General features: G+C 60.1%; 19 protein-coding genes. 12 read left to right on the top strand and 7 right to left on the bottom strand.

All coding sequences use genetic code 11. From position 1 onward, the window contains the following. Positions 1 to 3 precede the first annotated feature (3 nt). A complete protein-coding gene (locus tag ACK6D9_RS08455) occupies positions 4 to 789 on the bottom strand; it encodes a (Fe-S)-binding protein (protein ID WP_412051318.1) in 786 nt (261 codons plus the stop codon). Beyond that, positions 786 to 1,613 carry an FCD domain-containing protein gene (locus ACK6D9_RS08460; RefSeq protein ID WP_412051319.1) on the bottom strand — a complete coding sequence of 276 codons (828 nt, stop codon included), beginning with the start codon at positions 1,611 to 1,613 and terminating at the stop codon, positions 786 to 788. Before ACK6D9_RS08460 ends, ACK6D9_RS08455 begins: the two co-directional genes overlap by 4 nt. 489 nt (positions 1,614 to 2,102) lie before the next feature. Between ACK6D9_RS08460 and ACK6D9_RS08465 the strand changes: the two genes are divergently transcribed. The 4 genes from ACK6D9_RS08465 (at position 2,103) to glcF (ending at position 6,658) form a co-directional block, all read left to right on the top strand. Continuing rightward, positions 2,103 to 3,590, top strand: coding sequence for an FAD-binding oxidoreductase (locus ACK6D9_RS08465; protein WP_412051320.1), 1,488 nt, complete (start codon positions 2,103 to 2,105; stop codon positions 3,588 to 3,590). Then, positions 3,587 to 4,804 (top strand): glycolate oxidase subunit GlcE, encoded by a 1,218-nt coding sequence (gene glcE, locus ACK6D9_RS08470; protein WP_412051321.1) that lies wholly within the window; start codon positions 3,587 to 3,589, stop codon positions 4,802 to 4,804. The genes ACK6D9_RS08465 and glcE overlap by 4 nt, the downstream gene beginning before the upstream one ends. Positions 4,805 to 4,843: 39 nt before the next feature. Beyond that, complete coding sequence (locus ACK6D9_RS08475) at positions 4,844 to 5,221, top strand: DUF4870 family protein (RefSeq protein ID WP_412051322.1); 378 nt, start codon at positions 4,844 to 4,846, stop codon at positions 5,219 to 5,221. 102 nt (positions 5,222 to 5,323) lie between these two features. After that, entirely contained in the window at positions 5,324 to 6,658 is a 1,335-nt protein-coding gene (gene glcF / locus ACK6D9_RS08480; protein WP_322989055.1) for a glycolate oxidase subunit GlcF, read from the top strand. A gap of 87 nt (positions 6,659 to 6,745) precedes the next feature. Here glcF and ACK6D9_RS08485 read toward each other — a convergent pair whose 3' ends face one another. Then, complete coding sequence (locus ACK6D9_RS08485) at positions 6,746 to 7,450, bottom strand: L,D-transpeptidase (protein WP_412051323.1); 705 nt, start codon at positions 7,448 to 7,450, stop codon at positions 6,746 to 6,748. Positions 7,451 to 7,631: 181 nt separating this feature from the next. Continuing rightward, positions 7,632 to 8,399, bottom strand: a complete 768-nt coding sequence (locus tag ACK6D9_RS08490) for a L,D-transpeptidase (RefSeq protein ID WP_412051324.1) — start codon at positions 8,397 to 8,399, stop codon at positions 7,632 to 7,634. A 238-nt stretch (positions 8,400 to 8,637) separates the two neighbouring features. Between ACK6D9_RS08490 and ACK6D9_RS08495 the strand changes: the two genes are divergently transcribed. Together ACK6D9_RS08495 and ACK6D9_RS08500 are read left to right on the top strand one after the other, a co-directional pair. Further along, positions 8,638 to 9,273 (top strand): DNA-3-methyladenine glycosylase I, encoded by a 636-nt coding sequence (locus ACK6D9_RS08495; RefSeq protein WP_412051325.1) that lies wholly within the window; start codon positions 8,638 to 8,640, stop codon positions 9,271 to 9,273. Continuing rightward, complete coding sequence (locus ACK6D9_RS08500) at positions 9,270 to 9,629, top strand: DUF1801 domain-containing protein (protein ID WP_412051326.1); 360 nt, start codon at positions 9,270 to 9,272, stop codon at positions 9,627 to 9,629. Before ACK6D9_RS08495 ends, ACK6D9_RS08500 begins: the two co-directional genes overlap by 4 nt. A gap of 1 nt (position 9,630) precedes the next feature. Here the strand turns inward: ACK6D9_RS08500 and ACK6D9_RS08505 are convergent, their stop codons facing one another. After that, positions 9,631 to 10,503: a DMT family transporter gene (locus tag ACK6D9_RS08505; RefSeq protein WP_322989059.1), complete on the bottom strand. Its 873-nt coding sequence runs from the start codon at positions 10,501 to 10,503 to the stop codon at positions 9,631 to 9,633. A 213-nt stretch (positions 10,504 to 10,716) separates the two neighbouring features. On the opposite strand from ACK6D9_RS08505, the gene ACK6D9_RS08510 reads away from it, so the two are divergent. The 6 genes from ACK6D9_RS08510 (at position 10,717) to ACK6D9_RS08535 (ending at position 16,260) form a co-directional block, all read left to right on the top strand. Then, complete coding sequence (locus ACK6D9_RS08510) at positions 10,717 to 11,376, top strand: hypothetical protein (protein ID WP_412051327.1); 660 nt, start codon at positions 10,717 to 10,719, stop codon at positions 11,374 to 11,376. A 248-nt stretch (positions 11,377 to 11,624) separates the two neighbouring features. Beyond that, positions 11,625 to 12,068, top strand: coding sequence for a BA14K family protein (locus ACK6D9_RS08515; RefSeq protein WP_412051328.1), 444 nt, complete (start codon positions 11,625 to 11,627; stop codon positions 12,066 to 12,068). Between the two features lie 126 nt (positions 12,069 to 12,194). Further along, the gene (hisS, locus tag ACK6D9_RS08520; RefSeq protein WP_412051329.1) at positions 12,195 to 13,853 is read left to right on the top strand and encodes a histidine--tRNA ligase; all 1,659 of its coding nucleotides are present in this window, start codon (positions 12,195 to 12,197) and stop codon (positions 13,851 to 13,853) included. Positions 13,854 to 13,857: 4 nt separating this feature from the next. Next, entirely contained in the window at positions 13,858 to 14,979 is a 1,122-nt protein-coding gene (locus tag ACK6D9_RS08525) for an ATP phosphoribosyltransferase regulatory subunit (protein ID WP_412051330.1), read from the top strand. After that, complete coding sequence (gene hisG, locus ACK6D9_RS08530) at positions 14,976 to 15,674, top strand: ATP phosphoribosyltransferase (protein ID WP_412051331.1); 699 nt, start codon at positions 14,976 to 14,978, stop codon at positions 15,672 to 15,674. Before ACK6D9_RS08525 ends, hisG begins: the two co-directional genes overlap by 4 nt. 286 nt (positions 15,675 to 15,960) lie before the next feature. Then, on the top strand, positions 15,961 to 16,260 hold the full coding sequence (locus ACK6D9_RS08535; protein WP_412051332.1) for a hypothetical protein: 300 nt from the start codon (positions 15,961 to 15,963) through the stop codon (positions 16,258 to 16,260). Positions 16,261 to 16,423: 163 nt separating this feature from the next. Here the strand turns inward: ACK6D9_RS08535 and ACK6D9_RS08540 are convergent, their stop codons facing one another. Further along, positions 16,424 to 16,810, bottom strand: coding sequence for a DoxX family protein (locus ACK6D9_RS08540; RefSeq protein ID WP_322987910.1), 387 nt, complete (start codon positions 16,808 to 16,810; stop codon positions 16,424 to 16,426). A 189-nt stretch (positions 16,811 to 16,999) separates the two neighbouring features. Beyond that, on the bottom strand, positions 17,000 to 17,419 hold the full coding sequence (locus ACK6D9_RS08545) for a hypothetical protein (protein WP_322987911.1): 420 nt from the start codon (positions 17,417 to 17,419) through the stop codon (positions 17,000 to 17,002). Positions 17,420 to 17,936 lie beyond the last annotated feature (517 nt).

The raw sequence follows: 17,936 nt of genomic DNA on the forward strand, positions 1-17,936 counted from the left end.
CGCCTATTTGCCAGAGCCGGCGATCGGCGGCTGGCTGGTCATGCCCGCGAGCACTTCGGCGACATGGCGAACCTCGACGTCAGATCCTTGGCGCTTGAGCTTTCCGGCCATGTTCATCAGGCAACCGAGATCGCCAGCCAGCAGCAGTTCCGCGCCGGAGGTATCGATGTTGTCGACTTTCTTGGTGACGATGGCATTGGAAATATCGGAATATTTGACGCAGAAAGTGCCGCCAAAGCCGCAGCACACATCCGAATCCTTCATTTCATGCATCTTTACGCCGTCGACATTGCCGAGCAGCTTTCGCGGTTGTTCCTTGATGCCGAGTTCGCGCAGGCCCGAGCAGGAATCATGATAGGTCACCTTGGCTTCAAGCGCCGCACCGGTGTCGCGCACCATCATCACGTCGGTCAGAAACGAGATCAGTTCGTGGCTTTTGTCGGAGAAGCGCTGGGCGCGTTCTTCCCATTGGGTGTCGCCCTTGAACAGACCCGGATAGTGCTTCTTCAGCATCGACGCGCAAGAACCTGAGGGCGCCACCACGAAATCAAATTCCTCGAAAGCCTCGATCACCTGTTCGGCGATCTCGCGTGTGTCGGCCCGGTCGCCGGTATTGTAGGCGGGCTGGCCGCAACAGGTCTGCGCCACCGGCACATGCACTTCGCACCCGGCCTGTTGCAACAACTTGACGCTGGCAAAGCCCACCGATGGTCGGAACAGATCGACCAGACAGGTCGCAAACAGCCCTACGCGCGGCTGCCCTGCGGCCTCCGAATTCGCTAATGTCACTCCGCTGTCTCCGATCGTTTCTGCTTGGTGGTTTTAGCCGCACCGGCAATACCGGGCGAGCGTTGTTGAAGGCGAAGCTTGGACACCCGTTCCCGGTTGCCCGACCGCTCCGCGTCGATCATGGCCCTGGATACGAAATCGATATGGGCTTGCGTGGCCCTGCGCCCCGCATCAGGGTCACCGGCCATCACGGCATCGTAAATTGCCAGATGCTGGGCCAGCAACTGTTCGCGCGCACCCGGCAGCATGTAAACCATGGCGCGATTGTAGAACACGCCCTCGGTCAGCAGTCGGTAGCAGGAACGCAGGGTGTGGAGCAGAATGATGTTGTGGGCGCACTCGCCGATGGCGCTGTGAAATTCGACATCGATGGCCGCCTCTTCCTCGAAATCGTCCTTTTGATGCGCGGCCGTCATGGCCGTGATGATGCGGGTGAGAAGCGCCCGGTCGGCATCGGTGGCGCGGTGCGCGGCGAATTCGACGGTGACGGCTTCGACTTCTCGCCGGTATTCGAGATAGTCATGCGTCGCCTTCTGGTGCCGGGCGATCAATTCCATCACCGGGCGTGTAAATACCTGGCCAATGACATCGGCGACAAAGGTGCCGCCGCCGTGCTGGGTGTTGAGCAGCCCGCGGCCTTCCAGAACTTTCAGTGCCTCCCGCAGAATCGGCCGGGAAACATGGAATTGTTTGGCGAGTTCACGCTCGCCGGGAAGCCGGTCGCCGACGCGCAGAACGCCCTCGAGCACCAGAACCTCGATCTGATGGACTACTTCATCTGCAGTGCGGCTGTGCTCAATTCGTCCGTAAATATCGGTTGTCATGGGCGCGGTCGGTTCCTCTTTCGAACAGCCTAACAAGTGTCGGGAAAGCTGGTCAATAATATTATCCAATTACCCGCAGATTTCATTGTTCCCAGTCAAAATCTATAGTCAAACGTCCTTTGGAGATGGTTTTTACCGTGGGCTTGGAAGGCGGAAACGCCAGTCGTTTGTCTTGCCGATATGAGGTCAGATTCTGACATCACCAGAACTGAAGTTGACGTTGCGTAACGGAATGGTTGGGCGATGCGGGGAATGCGACATAGAATTCATTCATTTATTTCCGCTTTTGTTCGATGATGAGAGGTGTTGGCGCCAGGGGGCTTGCCTTGGCGCGGGTGTTTGCGATTACATGGCCATCCGACAATGGCCGCCCGCGACGGTATCGACTGATTGCACATTGCCGGGGTGTAAAATGAATGGTAAATAAAAAATACCAGTGACTTAAAAACGGCTAAAGAGCCGCTTTACAAAATGCTACGGGAGCAAGCCATGACCGAGCTGATCGCCTTTCTGGAGCCTGATAAGGCCGTCATCGCGCGTCGACCCAAAATCATCGCCGATCTTGCCGGCCTGGTGCCCGATAGCTGCCTGATCACCGAGGAGCGCGAATTGGTGCCGTTTGATACCGACGCCTTCGTTTCCTACCGGCGCATGCCGCTCGCAGTCGTCCTGCCCGAAACCACAGCCCAGGTTGCCGCTGTACTGAAATACTGCAACGACAACGCCATTTCCGTGGTACCGCGCGGGGCCGGTACCTCGCTGTCGGGCGGTGCGATCCCGCAGGAGGACGCCATTGTCATCGGCGTGTCCAAGATGAACCGGATCATTGAGGTTGATTTCCCCAACCGCGCCGCCGTGGTTCAGGCCGGTGTGACCAATATTTCCATCAGCCAGGCTGTCGACGCCGATGGCTTTTTCTACGCGCCGGACCCCAGTTCACAGCTGGCCTGCACCATTGGCGGCAATATCGGCATGAATTCAGGCGGCGCTCATTGTCTCAAATATGGCGTCACCACCAATAATCTGCTGGGCGTCAAGATGGTCATGTTCGATGGCTCGATCGTCGATATTGGCGGCAAGGCGCTGGATTCGGCTGGTTATGATCTGCTCGGCCTTATCTGCGGCTCCGAGGGTCAGCTTGGCATTGTCACCGAGGCGACCGTGAGGCTGATCGCCAAGCCCGAAGGCACACGTCCGGTGTTGTTCGGGTTCGAATCTTCTGTCTCGGCCGGGGCCTGCGTCACCGATATCATCGGCGCCGGCATCATCCCCGTTGCCATTGAATTCATGGACAAACCCGCCATCGAGATCTGCGAAGCGTTCGCCAAGGCGGGCTATCCAATGGATGTGGACGCGCTTCTGATCGTTGAAGTCGAAGGCTCTGACGCCGAGATGGACGCGATGCTCGAGCGGATCATCGAGATTGCCCGCAGACACAACGTCAAGACCATTCGCGAAAGCCAGTCCGCCACCGAAGCGGCATTGATCTGGAAGGGTCGCAAATCGGCCTTCGGAGCCACCGGCCGTATTGCCGATTATATCTGCATGGATGGCACGGTGCCACTCGGACAACTCTCCCATGTGCTGGCCAAGACCAGCGAGATCATCGATTATTACGGCCTGCGCGTCGCCAATGTGTTTCACGCAGGTGATGGCAACATGCATCCGCTGATCCTGTTCGACGCCAATGATCCCGAGGAAAGTCGCAAGGCCGAGCTGGCCGGCAATGATATCCTCAAGCTTTGTGTCGACGCCGGCGGCTGCCTGACAGGTGAACATGGCGTCGGCATCGAGAAACGCGATCTGATGCGGCATCAGTATGCCGAGGTCGATCTGGTCCAGCAGATGCGGGTGCGCGCTGCCTTTGATCCGAAATGGATTCTCAATCCCTCGAAGGTGTTTCCACTCGAGGGGCGCTGCGGCGGCCTTGCCGAACCTGGTGATGCCGGACCGGACCACGGAAAGGCAGCAGCATGAGCAGTGCGGATATCCATTATCCCGAAACCGAGGATGAGGTGGCCCGGCTTGTGGCCGCGGCCTTCGCCGCAAAAAATCCGCTCGAAATTCGCGGCGGCGGCACCAAGGCCGATCTCGGCGGGCCGTCACAATCGGCTTCCGCGATCTCGATGACCAAGCTTACCGGCATCACCAATTACGATCCGTCGGAACTGGTGATGGCAGCCCGCGCCGGCACGCCACTGGCCGAGATCGAGGCGGCCTTGGCCGCCAATAACCAGATGCTGACTTTCGAACCGATGGATTATCGCCCCTTGCTTGGCGCCACGGGTGAACCGACAATCGGTGGCGTGTTTGCCGGCAATATTTCCGGGCCCCGGCGTCTTTCCGCAGGCGCTGCGCGCGACAATCTGCTCGGCGTGCGGTTCGTCAACGGCTCCGGCGAAATCGTCAAGAGCGGTGGCCGGGTGATGAAGAACGTCACCGGGCTTGATCTGGTCAAGCTGATGGCCGGATCCTGGGGCACGTTGGGTGTTCTGAGCGAGGTTATCTTCAAGGTGCTACCACGGCCGGAAACCTCGGTGACCGTGGTGGTCTCCGGCCTCAATGACGCCGAAGCCGCCGAGGCCATGGCCGCGGCGCTGATGATGTCGGTCGAAGTTTCTGGCGCCGCGCATCTGCCCGAAAGCGTTGTCGCAAAGGTAGCGGGCGGTCGCCTCAAGGGCGGCCCGGCCACTGTTCTCAGACTTGAGGGGCTTACGGCTTCGGTCAAGGTGCGCACCGAGCGGCTGGCCGCCGAAATGGGTCGTCGTGGCGAGGTTACGGTGCTGGACGCGGCGCAGACACACGAGTTGTGGCGCGATATCCGCGATGTGGCGCCATTTGCCGATGGCGCCAGCAAACCGGTCTGGCGGGTGTCGGTGGCGCCGCAGGCCGGCCATCAGTTGGTTGCCGCCTTGCGGCTCAAGACCGGCGTTGACGCCTTCTATGATTGGCAGGGCGGACTGGTCTGGCTGCGCATGGAGGCCGATGCCGAAGCCGATCTGGTCCGGCAATATATCAAGGCACTGGGTGGCGGCCATGCGACGCTGGTCCGCGCGGATGCGGCTACCCGATCTTCGGTCCCGGTGTTCGAACCGCAACCCAAGGCGCTCGAAGCGTTGTCACGGCGGATCAAGCATCAGTTCGATCCTCAAGGCGTGCTCAACCCAGGGCGAATGGCGGCAACGATATGATAGGCTTGTCAGGCAACCGGCAACAAAGAGGAGCATGCAATGAGCAATGATGAACAAGCAACCGAACCGCGCCAGACCGATCGCTGGCTCGAGCCCGGCAAGCTCAATCTGCAGATCATCTACATCCTTTATCTGGCCAGTTTCGTCATCGGCATTTCCGGCATTGTTGGCATCGTTCTGGCCCATCTCAATCGCGGCAAGTCTGAGCCCTGGCTTGAAAGCCACTACACATGGGCGATCCGGACCTTCTGGCTCGGATTGCTGGGCGCGCTGATCAGCGCCGTGCTGATGATTGTCATGATCGGCATGCTGACCATGTTGCTGGTGGGTATCTGGATCATCGTCCGCACCATTATCGGATTGCAGAAGCTCAACCGCAACGAACCGATCGCCAACCCGCAAAGCTGGCTGATTTAAAGCGGGCGCACCGGGCATCGGCAATCAGCACTACCCCGCCGTCCTGGCGGCGGGCGCTCCGGCTTGGCTGGGCACAGGGAAGAGACGCGAAGGAACCGCGACATGCAGACCAACTTTACCGCCGAGCAACTTGCCAATCCCGGCGTCGCCGAATCCGAACAGATCCTGCGGAAATGCGTCCATTGCGGCTTTTGCACCGCCACCTGCCCAACCTATGTCACGCTTGGCAATGAACTCGACAGTCCCCGTGGCCGGATCTACCTGATCAAGGACATGCTCGAAAACGACCGGCCCGCTGACAAGCAGGTGGTCACCCATATCGACCGTTGCCTATCTTGCCTGGCCTGTGTGACCACCTGTCCTTCAGGCGTCGATTATATGCACCTGATCGATCATGCCCGCGCCTATATTGAAAAGACCTACAAGCGGCCGTTGCCCGATCGGATCATTCGTGGGCTGCTGGCCATGGTGCTGCCGTATCCGGCGCGGTTCCGGGCTTCGCTTTACGCAGCCCGGCTCGGACGGCCTTTTGCACCGTTGTTCCGGGCGCTGCCGGGCATGAAGCCGCTGGCGGCTATGCTGGAGCTTGCGCCGGCGGCGATCCCGGGCAAGTCCGGTTTCGCTGAACCCGGCGCCCACGCGGCTAAGGGCAACAAGCGTGGCCGTGTCGCCATCCTCACCGGCTGCGCCCAGCCGGTGCTCAAGCCAGGCATCAATGAGGCGACAATCAGATTGCTCAACCGCATCGGCGTCGAGGTCGTGGTGCCGGAAGGCGAAGGCTGTTGCGGCGCGTTGGTTCACCACATGGGTCGCGAGGACGATGCGTTGTCGGCGGCACGGCGCAATGTCGATGCCTGGACCCGCCAGATCGACAATGGCGGGCTCGACGCCATCATCATCACCGCGTCGGGATGTGGCACCACGATCAAGGATTATGGCCACATGCTGCGTCTTGATCCCGCCTATGCTGACAAGGCCGCGCGGGTCTCGGCGCTGGCCCGCGACATCACCGAATATCTCGCCACGCTTGAAATGCCCGAGCCGGTCAATGGCGCCGGTCTGGTGGTCACTTATCATTCAGCTTGCTCGATGCAGCACGGCCAGAAAATAACCGTGCAACCCAAGGCGCTGCTCAAGGCCGCCGGCTTTGTCGTCAAGGACCCGCCCGAGGGGCACCTGTGCTGCGGATCGGCTGGCACCTACAACATCATGCAGCCGGAGATCGCCCGCACCCTGCGTGATCGCAAGGTCAAGAATATCGAGCGCACTCGGCCTGATCTGATCGCTGCAGGCAACATCGGCTGCATCACCCAGATCGCCGGCGGCACCGGAATTCCGGTCATCCACACGGTGGAGCTGCTGGACTGGGTGTATGGCGGAGACCGGCCCGCCGATCTGCCCGATACGAAAGCTGAAGCGGTTCAGGCGGCAGAATAGCGGCGAATATTCCCCAGCACTCTCAACGACAACAGGCGGCGCATGAATGCACCGCCTGTAGAGATATTCAGTTTTGGCACTCGGCCTTTAGCCGCCAAACAGCGAGCCGAAGAAATCCATGCCGCGGTCGCTGTAGAGTTTCTCGGCGCCTTTGCCATTGGGGCCGATGACAATCACCTTGGAGCCGACGCCGGCGCGGCTGTAAAGATGTTCCACATCCTTGTTCATCATCCGTATGCAGCCCGACGACATGTTCTGGCCGATGGTCCAGGGCTGGTTGGTGCCGTGCACCCGGAAGATGGTGTCGCGTCCACCCTTATAGAGATACAGCGCCCGGGCGCCGAGCGGGTTGTTCGGCCCGCCTTTCACGTAGGACGGGAGGTGGCGGCCTTTCCGGCGTTCACGAGCGATCATGGTTGCCGGCGGGCGCCAGTCCGGCCATTCCGCCTTACGGCCGATCTTGACGGTGCCTGACCAGCCGAACCCCTCGCGGCCGACGCCCACGCCATAGCGGGTGGCGCGGTTGTTGCCCTCGACATAATAGAGATATTTGGTGTTGGTATTGATGATGATTGTGCCGGGCTTCTCGGTGGTCTGTAGCCGGACCTTCTTTCGCCAGTATTTGGAATCCGGCTTTTTCGATTGCGCAACGGTGATCACCGGCAGCGCTGAATCACTGCTTGCCGCACCGCGAGGCATCGCCGAGGCTGATGGCAGCGCCGGCATGAACAGCAGCGCCAGGGCGCCCGCGGCAATCATGGCAAAACGGCTGCGTGCTGGTGGTGATTTCATGACAATCCCTCCTTGTTGCTTAGGTCCCAAGCGCCAAAGGTACCATCGAAAATCCGGCGATCAACCGCCGATCCCGCTCAATTGCGGGCTATTTAGGCGACAGGCAGGCTGGACAGCAAAAACCCGGCGCCGGGATGATCCCGGGCCGGGTTTGCATCAAGGCCAGATTGCGGGCCGGAAGCTACATCACGATGACCTTGGCGCCGACCTTGGCGCGCTCGTAGAGATCGGTGACATCTTCGTTGCGCATGCGGATACAGCCAGATGAGACGGCCCGGCCAATGGTCCATGGCTGATTGGTGCCGTGAATCCGGTAGAGTGTCGAGCCGAGATAGAGCGCCCGCGCGCCGAGCGGGTTTTCCGGTCCGCCCTTCATGTGCACGGGAAGGATACGGCCTTCCTTTTCACGCACCCGCTTGATCATTTCCGCCGGTGGTGTCCAGCCTGGCCATTCCGCCTTGCGGCTGATTTTCTCGGTGCCGCTCCAGCCAAAGCCTTCCTTGCCGACGCCGACGCCATAGCGCCGCGCTTGCCCATTGCCCATCACATAATAAAGGAAGCGCTGGTTGGTATCGATGATGATGGTGCCGGGCTTCTGGTTCCCATCATAACTGACGGTCTGCGGCAGAAACTTCGGATCGAGTTGGCTTGCCGGCTTGGGTTTGATCCGCGGCGCGGCCAGCGCCACGTTGGTAACCCGGCGCGGTTCGGCCCTGTGCGTGCGCGGCTGGGCGACAAGCGCGCGTTTGGTCCGCGGTTTGGTGCGGTAGACCACGCCGCCGCGCGGTGCTGCCTGGCCGCCAAGCTGCATCACCCACGGGGCTGACAGATCGGGGCTGAGAACCACCGGCGGGCGTTGCCCGTAGCGATCACCGGCATATGCCGGAGCGGTGAAGGAAGCGAGGCTCAACGCCGCGCCTGACAGGAGCAGGAAGGCACATTTTTTCATCGGACGGACCCTTTACCTTTCGTCTGATTTTGACCCAACGCCACCTTCCGGGCTCGGCCGGAGGCTTTGTTTCAGTTTCCATGCTGCGGGTTTGATGCAATCAATTGATGAATCCGGGTCGATAAAAGGCCGGTTATGGTGGATACCTTGGCTTAGGGTTATCGCCACCTTGCCAAACGCGGTGAACGGCAGCTTAAATGACCCCGAATCCCGGTTAACCATGACGAAGAGCGAGCCCATGGCGCATCAAAACGGCCTGATTACCGGAGCGGACGGACGCACGCGCTGCTTCTGGCCGGGCGACCTGCCAGACTATCTTGCCTATCATGACGAGGAATGGGGCAAGCCGGTCACCGATGACACCCGGCTGTTTGAAAAGATCTGCCTCGAGGGTTTTCAAGCTGGCCTGTCGTGGCTGACCATCCTGCGCAAGCGCGAGAATTTCCGCGCCGCTTTCGCCGGGTTTGATTTTCGTGAAGTCGCCCGCTTTGGCGATGCGGATATCGAAAGGCTGGTGACCGACAAGGGCATCATCCGCCATCGCGGCAAGATTGTCTCGACCATCAACAACGCCAGCCGCGCGATCGAGATGGTCGATGAGTTCGGCTCGCTCGCCGCCTATTTCTGGAGCCACGAACCAGGCCCCGCGGAGCGGCCGGCAATAGTCGACCATGCGACGCTGAGCGCCAACCCGACCACGGCGGTCTCGACCCGGATCTCCAAGGATCTCAAGAAGCGCGGCTGGAGCTTTGTCGGCCCGACAACGGTCTATGCCTTCATGCAGGCGATGGGGCTGGTCAATGATCACCTCGAAGGCTGCTGCCGGCGCGCCGAAGTCGAGGCCATGCGCAACGCGCTGGTGCGACCAAGTTGACGGCGGACGAGCTATGCGCGTTGATCTTCGAGGTGGCAGAAAAGACGCCCGAAATTGGCGTGCTCGAGGAAAGCCGCAAATGGGGCGAGCAGAGTTTCACGCCGGTGCGGCGCAACATCGGCAGTTCGGTGCGGATTCAGCCGCGCGGCAACGGCGATGTGGCGCTGATGTTCATCTGCCACACCAATCTGGTTGACGAGTTCCGGACCCTGTATCCCGACACGCTTAGCTACGAGGGCAATCGCGCCATCGTTCTGTCGGGTGAAGAGGCTAATGATCGCGCGGCGCTGTCGCATTGCATTGGCCTTGCGCTGACCTACAAGCTGCGCAAGAGGCAGAGGGCGCGGTCCACCTAATTCAGGCCCGGCGGCGCTGCTTGGCGACAATGGCCAGCGCTACCCCGCCCAGGATCAACAGCGATGACAGCACCAGCCTGAACGACCAGCTCTCGCCCAGCAACAGCGTCCCGCCAAGGGTTGCAATCACCGGCACGGTCAACTGCACGATCGCGCCTTGTGTGGCGCCAATCTGCCTGAGCACCCTGTACCACAGCACATAGACCAGTCCCGAAGTGACCCCGCCCGATAATGCCGCCAGCAACAACCCGGCCATAGCCGCATGCAACGGCAGCCGCGCGACAACCACAATCAACGCCAATGGCGCCAGGTAGGCCAGTGAACGCAGAAAGTTGTCGGCTGTCGACCTGATCGGATCGCCCAGCCCCCGGCCGCGCAGCGAATAGACGCCCCAGGCGATGCCCGACAGCGCCATCAAGGCGGCGGCAACCGGATCTGGCGCGGACAGGCCGGGCGACACCAGCCAGACAAATGCGCCAAAGGCAACGATCAACCCGAGCCATTCCAGAAGCGCCGGCCGGTCGCCTTCCTTCAGGCTCCAGCCGATCATCGTCGCCTGCACGCAGGCAAACAGGATCAAGGCGCCGATGCCGGTATCCAGCGCCGCATAGGCGTAGGAAAACGCCACGGCATAGAGAAACAAGAAAAAAGCGGAGATCCACGCTCCCGGCTGTGGACTTCGCTTTACGCCATCGCGGTTGCCGGTCAGCGCCACCAGCATTGCCAGTGTCGCGGCGCCGCTGATCAGCCGAACCGCCGAGTAGCTCGCCGGATCAATCAACGGCGCGAGATCCGATCCCATCGCCATCCGCCCGATCACCGAGTTGGCGGCAAAGGCGATCATGGTGATGGCGGTGATGACAGCAAGGCGCAATGGAAGAGGCTTTCCTCGGAGGGTGGACAGGCAACCTATCACCGCTTTGCCACGGCTTGTCGACCGGGATTGCGCTTGGCCGCGATCACTCCTGCGCGAGGTCGTCACGCGCCAATTCCTGAACAGAAGATGAAGGGCCTGGTCAGCGGGCATTCAACTTGGCCGCGATACCACTGGCTCATTAACCACGATCAAGATTGAAACGAGAAGAATATGTCCAACACAAGCATCATTGCATCCACCATTCTCGCCACCGCCATTCTCGCAACCGGCATGGCTCTTCCCGTGCAGGCCTCAGCCAAGGACTGGATCGAGAAGGTGCAGGTTGAAAAGGACGGGATCGACGTCCAGCCGATCCATGTGTCGGCCAAGATAGGCGGCTACACCGGCATCAAGACCAAGAGCCACAAGTTTCTATTGGGGCTTTATGCCCGCGCCACAAATGGCGAACGCATCGTCGCCATGAAACTGGGCTCGTTCAAAGGCGTCTTGTATTTCGAAGGCGACGGCAATCTCTGGAGCCGGAGTTTTACCAACCGTGATGTTGGCGCCGGCAGCAAGCGCACCGTGTCGATCCATCATGACGCGACATTGCCGATGAACAAGATTGCCTGGCATGGCCCCGATCCAAAGGCCAGTTGCGATCACAACCTTGCGCAGATGATGAAACAGGGCATGACCAAGCGGCAGGTGCTGAGCCAGCCGCGCGAGGCCAAGGCCTATGCCTATTTCGAGCTCGACGCCGTGGCCGCTCGCAAGGGCAAGGCAAAGAGCGGCAAGTGGAATCTGGGAAATACCAGCAACCAGTGGGACAGTTACCTCTATGAGGTCCGGGTGGTTTGCGGCTCCGGCAACAACAAGGTTGGCGGTTGACCAATAGTGAGGATCACCCTGCACTTGGGTGATCTCAAGCCATCCCCGACCGGCATCATGCGTTCTCGCTGGTCTGGGTGTTCGCGCCTTCCCAGCAAATGTGAGGGTGGATTGCAGCAAACCACGATGCGTGGTGTGATAGACTGGGTGCTGGTTCCTGGTTGGAACCAATAGGTAACGTTGGGCGTTGCTAGCGAAAGGTCTGCTGCGAATAAAGCCAATAGGGTTAAACGTAAGGAGAGAGAGAAATGTTCAGGATTGTTACGAAATCGCTGTTATCAGCGTCAATCTGTCTGGCCACGTTGATGCCGGTTTCCGCCGCGCAGGTAGTGCCGCAAAAGCCGGTCGTGCAGTTTTCCCAGAATACCGACGTGGTCCAGGTTCGTGACCATCGTCGGAACGCCCGCCGCCACGATCGCCGCGGCTATTACAATGGCCATCGTGGCTACCGCAAACATCGGCGCGGCTATCGCCAACACAACGGCTACTGGTTCCCGCCGGCAGCCTTTGCGCTCGGCGCCATCATCGGCGGGGCGCTCAGTGAGAGCGGCAGTCACAATGTGCGGCCTGGCTATATGAACCCGCAGCATGTGCGCTGGTGCGACGCCAAATACCGCTCCTACCGCGCGCGTGACAATTCGTTCCAGCCGTATCACGGCCCGCGCCGGGAATGCCGTTCGCCCTACTATTGAGGCGCCGGTACCACTGATAATCTGGGCGATGGTCGGAGTCTGACCGTCGCCCAAGCCTTGCAGCAAAAGGGCCTGTCGTTTAGGAGAAGCGCAACGAAACGTTTCTCCTTTCCCAGGCCCTTTTCCATGTCCGACAAGAAGCAAAAGAAGCCCCAGAAACTCAAGGCCCGTCTGGCGCGCGGCTTTCCCGATCGCTCGGCGTCCGATATTCGCGCCACCGATCAGATGATGGCCAAGATCAAGCTGGTCTACGAGCGCTTTGGCTTCGAGCCGGTGGAAACCCCGTTCGTCGAATATACCGACGCGCTTGGGAAATTTCTTCCCGACCAGGACCGGCCTAACGAGGGCGTGTTTTCATTCCAGGATGATGACGAGCAATGGCTCTCGCTGCGCTATGACCTGACAGCACCTCTGGCCCGGCATGTCGCCGAGAATTTCAACGATATCCAGTTGCCCTACCGCACCTATCGCTCAGGCTGGGTGTTCCGCAACGAAAAGCCCGGCCCCGGCCGCTTCCGCCAGTTCATGCAATTCGACGCCGACATCGTCGGCGCGCCCGGCGTCCAGGCCGACGCCGAAATGTGCATGATGATGGCCGACACCATGGAAGCGCTGGGCATTCCGCGCGGTGACTACGTGATCCGCGTCAACAACCGCAAGGTGCTTGATGGCGTGATGGAAGCCATCGGGATCGCTGATCCGGTGCAGAAACTTACGGTGCTTCGGTCTATCGACAAATTGGACAAGTTCCCCATTGAAGATATCAAACTGCTTCTTGGTTCAGGTCGAAAAGACGATAGCGGTGATTTTACTCCAGGCGCTGGGCTTGATGAGAACCAAATTGAGAAGCTTGTCGATCTAATTCTGTTTTTCAAAACTGGGGCTCGTTTTACACAGCTCAAATCGTCACCTAACCAGGTGAAGACTCTCGAAGACGACGTGGTCTTGGATGGAGCTGACCCTGCCGATCCCGAAGCGATGCGCATGAGTAATGCTGATTTGGCGGATATGATCGCCGCGCGCTGTGCATCCGTCGGTGTAAAACCGGAAGCCTATTCCGAGCTCAAAGGGGTTGCTGAAGTTATTGCTGCCAGCGGTTATGGAACAAAGAGGATTCTTATCGATCCCTCCGTCGTTCGTGGCCTCGAATACTACACCGGTCCTGTCTACGAAGCCGAACTGCTGTTCGATGTCACCAACGAGAAGGGCCAGAAGGTTCAGTTCGGCTCCATCGGCGGCGGTGGCCGTTACGATGGCCTGGTTTCGCGCTTCATGGGCCAGCCGGTTCCGGCAACCGGCTTTTCCATCGGCGTGTCACGCCTGATGACGGCGCTGAAGAATTTGGGCAAGCTTTCGGGCGAGGCGGCAAACGGCCCGATCCTCGTCACCATCATGGACCGCGACCGCCTCGGCGATTATGCCAAGATGGCGCAGGAATTGCGCACCGGCCTCAACCCGGTCGACGCCGACAGCCAGCCGCTCGGGCCGACCGTGCCGGTCGAGCTGTTCCAGGGCAATCCCAAGGATTTTCCCAAGCAACTGCGCTACGCCGACCGTCGCGGCGCACCCATCGCCATCATCCAGGGCGGCAACGAGAAGGAAGCAGGCAAGGTCATCGTCAAGGACCTGATCGAGGGCAAGCGCATCGCCGAGACCATCACCGACAATGCCGAATGGCGCGAAGCCAAGGCCGGCGAACATCTGGTCGATGAGGGCGAATTGCTGGCAACCGTCCGCAAGATCCTCGCAGCACAGGCTGCCGACGCCGCCACGGAAAAAGGCTGAATACATGCTCGAAGCCGGATTTCCCGCCATCGCCGATGATCTCGGCGCCGCGCTCGACGCGCTTGAGGCGCCGCGCGTCGATATTCCGGTGATCCAGCCGGCCGAGCCGTTTCTAGATATGGCCGGCGAGGACCTGCGCCGTCGCATCTTTCTCACCGAAAGCGAAACCGGCGAAAGCCTCTGTCTCCGCCCGGAATTCACCATTCCGGTGTGCCGCGCCCATATAGCCGAAAATGTCGCCACGCCGCGCCGCTACTCCTATTTCGGCAAGGTGTTCCGCCAACGTCGCGATGGCGAAAACGAGTTCTTTCAGGCCGGCGTCGAGGATCTTGGCGAACCCGACGAGGCGCGCGCCGATGCTCGCGCCATATCCGAAGCCCGCGCGCTGATCGTCCGCTTTGCCACGAACCAAAATCTCACCATCACGCTCGGCGACCAGTCGGTGTTCGAAGCCGTGGTCGCTGGCCTGGGCCTGCCTGCAGGCTGGCAGAAGCGGCTGGTCCATGCCTTTGGCAACGAGCAGGCGCTCGATGCAATGATCGCCCGGCTGGCCAACCCCGACAGCGCTGCTGATCCCGATGTATCGGTGGCGAGCTTTCTTGCCCGCGGCGACGCAGCCGGCCTTCAGGCCCATATCGAAGAGGTGATGCAGGCGACCGGCTATTCGACCAATGCCAGCCGCTCGCCCGCCGAAATTGCCGCCCGGCTGATCGACAAGCAGGCGCTCGACGCCACCCGCCTGCCTGCAGCCTCGCTCAACGCGCTCAAAACTTTCCTGGCTCTCGATGTGCCCTGCGACCGTGCCGCCGACACGCTGTCGGCGTTTGCCCGTGATGCCGGTCTCGACATCTCCGCCGCACACCGCAATTTCGTCGCCCGGCTTGAGGCGTTGTCGGAGCGCGGCGAAGATCTTGGCGCCATTCGTTGGCGCGCAACCTTCGGTCGGCCGCTGGATTACTATACCGGCCTGGTATTCGAGATTGCTGCCGGCGATCGTGCGCCGGTGCTGGCCGGTGGCGGTCGCTATGACCGGTTGATGGCCCTGCTGGGTGCGCGCGAACCGATCCCCGCGGTTGGCTTCTCGCTCTGGCTCGACCGGATTGAAAAAGTGAGGACAGGCGCATGACACTTACCATTGCACTGCCGTCCAAGGGCCGCATGAAGGACGATGCCATTGCCGTTTTTGCCCGCGCCGGGCTGGCTGTCTCGGCAATCGGCAATGACCGCAGTTATCGCGGTCGCGTCGAAGGCATCGACGATGTCGAGGTGGCATTCCTCTCGGCCTCCGAGATCGCCCGGGAACTGGGCGCCGGCGCTGTCGATCTGGGCGTCACCGGCGAGGACCTGGTACGCGAAAGTCTGGTCCGGGCCGATGAGCGTGTCGAGATCTGCGCCCGGCTCGGCTTCGGTCATGCCGATGTGGTGGTTGCCGTGCCCGACATCTGGAAGGATGTCGACAGCATGGCCGATCTCGGCGATGTGGCCGCCGATTTTCGCGCCCGCCACGGCCGCCGGCTGACGATTGCCACCAAATACTGGCGGCTGACCCAGAATTTCTTTTCCACCCGACACGGCATCCAGCTCTATCGGATTGTCGAGAGCCTGGGCGCCACTGAGGGCGCGCCGGCCTCGGGCGCCGCCGACATCATCGTCGACATCACCTCCACCGGGTCGACGCTTGTCGCTAATCATCTGCGGATACTGTCGGATGGCGTGATCTTGAAATCGGAAGCCTGTCTGGTGCGCGCCCGCAAGCCCGAACATGATGGCGATCCGCGCATGGCCGCGCTGCTTGCCGCGGTCCGCACCGCTGCAGGCTGAACGCGCCTAAAATGGTATCCAGAGAAACGGTCAGCCAATTGACGAGGTGTTATTTCGATTCCAAGGGGTAGGCGCGGACAACTATTTGACGTTTGCCCGACCGCTTGCATTCTCCAGAAAATAGGACAGAATTACCGCGACCCGGGATTGATCCGGCCTGCACGCGTCCCGCGCATACGAACTACAATTGTCTTGTTCCTGCGCGTGGCTCCGCCCACCACAAAGCCCTTTCGACCGGTTCAGCCTCGTCCCAGGCTTCGGGATGATCTCGGATTGGGGGTGTCCCATGGAATTTTCGATCGGTTTTGTGGTACTTCTGGCGTCCATGCTTCTTCTCGCCATTCTTGCGCGGCTATCAACCGTGTCGCCCAATTCGCCGTTGTTGCGCGGAGAGCTGACGCCGGCCCTGTTGGCGGTGCTCGTGGCCGCAGGCCTCTTGTTCGGTGTGCTGATGATGGTCGTTGGTGGTGAAGACTACTTCTCCTCGCGCAGCTTCGAAATTGTGGTCATCATCGGCTTTGGCGCTGTCGGCATCTTTGCCATCCGCAAATTCGTAGGCCGCGGTGGCTCAGCGGATTCGGCGTGAACCGGGGGAAGCGCCGTCCCCCGGCAGCCATTCGCCCCTGACCGTAGCTACGAAAAGACCCGGCGCATGATAACGCCGGGTCCTGGGTGTTTCTTGGTTTCGCGTTAAAGTCGTCTGCAGGCTACATCGCCACGCACATGAACCCCTTTGAACGCGACATGCATCAGGCCTGACGGCGTGCATCAACCGACAATGCACCGGGACCGGAAGCGGCGAGCGCCAGGAACCCGCCGGCAATGGCGATGTTTTTCATGAAGCTGATCATCTGCATTTGGTCTGCAGGCTGGTAATGGGCGAGAAATGCGGTTGCGACACAGAACGCGGCCAACGCCCAGGCTGCAGGACGAGTCATGAAGCCGACGAGAATCGCCAGGCCACCCAGGATCTCAAGGGCGATGGTCAGCCATGCGGCGATGGCGGGGAGCGGCAGACCGAGGCTGGCGATGTAGCCGGTGGTGCCTTCCACCGAGCCGAATTTGCTCCATCCGGAGAGGATGAACATGACGCTCAAAAAGATTCGGGCGAGCAAAAGTTGTACGTTAACCGACATGAATGTCTCCTGTAGAAAGAATGTCGCGGAGCCATACAGTCTTGGTTATCGATAAGATAGCTGAACAACTGGAGACATATTGTTCACAAATACGCACAGTTGCGCGGTATGTATTGGAGAAGAAGATATGGCATCCGCAGCGACGCTGCGTTCGCGCCGCCACAGCGAATGGCTGATGCTTAGCCTGGCTTAATCGGCGATGAAGCGCGCGAACATAAACAGGCCATTGATCGAGCCGCCACCGTTGTCGTTGAAATTCGAGGATTCGCCGACGCACATCATCGGCCGATGGCCGCCATTATGAACGATGGTTGTAGAAAAGCAGAAAGATGACGCCTGCATGGCCGCCATTTCGATCAATTCCAACACATGCTGCCGGGACGCGGAATCATAGCACCGCACCAGATTGAGAAGCCCCATGTCACCTGTTTCGGTCAGGCCATGGTGATGTCGCGCAGCAGGCCCGAGCCGGAAAGCGCCGGTGGCGAGATTGGCCGTCCAGCTTTCAGTTCGGCAAAAATAGGAAACGAGTTCCTGATCCGGTGCGACAAAGCCCTGCGGCGTTGCACCAAAACCCGTTGTGCCATCGGCTTTCGCTATCTTGAACAAGAAACACCCCGGCGGGCCTGATGAAATAGAGCATCTGCATTATGTGCTGTGATCCCCGATGACGCTTCATGCGTGGTCAGGTATGAATTGATGCTGGAACTTGTCGATCAGACCTGTGCAGTCAGGTCGGGATTTCTCCGTAGTTCGACGTTCCAGCTTCTCCGATGTCAGGCAGCACAGGGTATGCACCGTATTGATTAAGGGTGCTGCGTTGTCTGATCCAGCCTATCCTCTGTTTTTCATTTATTGGTTAATCGATCGCTAAAATTGTAAATCCATATATCGCATTATTGCGACGCAACATACAAGCCTCATCGCCCGACGGAATTGGCGGCTTGATATCAACGCCGCACCGTTGAACCGCGGAAACAAAAAAGGGGTGGTTCGAGAACCACCCCTGATTATGTGCCCTCGCACAGTAGCCGCAAGGCCCTGCGAGGTGTCCGGATCCGGTGCCAACGCGTCTGGCCGCCTTGACGGCCTGAATCAGTGTGGAACGCGGATGGAAGCTATATGG

The organism is Hoeflea sp. Naph1, assembly GCF_046837775.1.
Classification (GTDB): Bacteria; Pseudomonadota; Alphaproteobacteria; order Rhizobiales; family Rhizobiaceae; genus Hoeflea.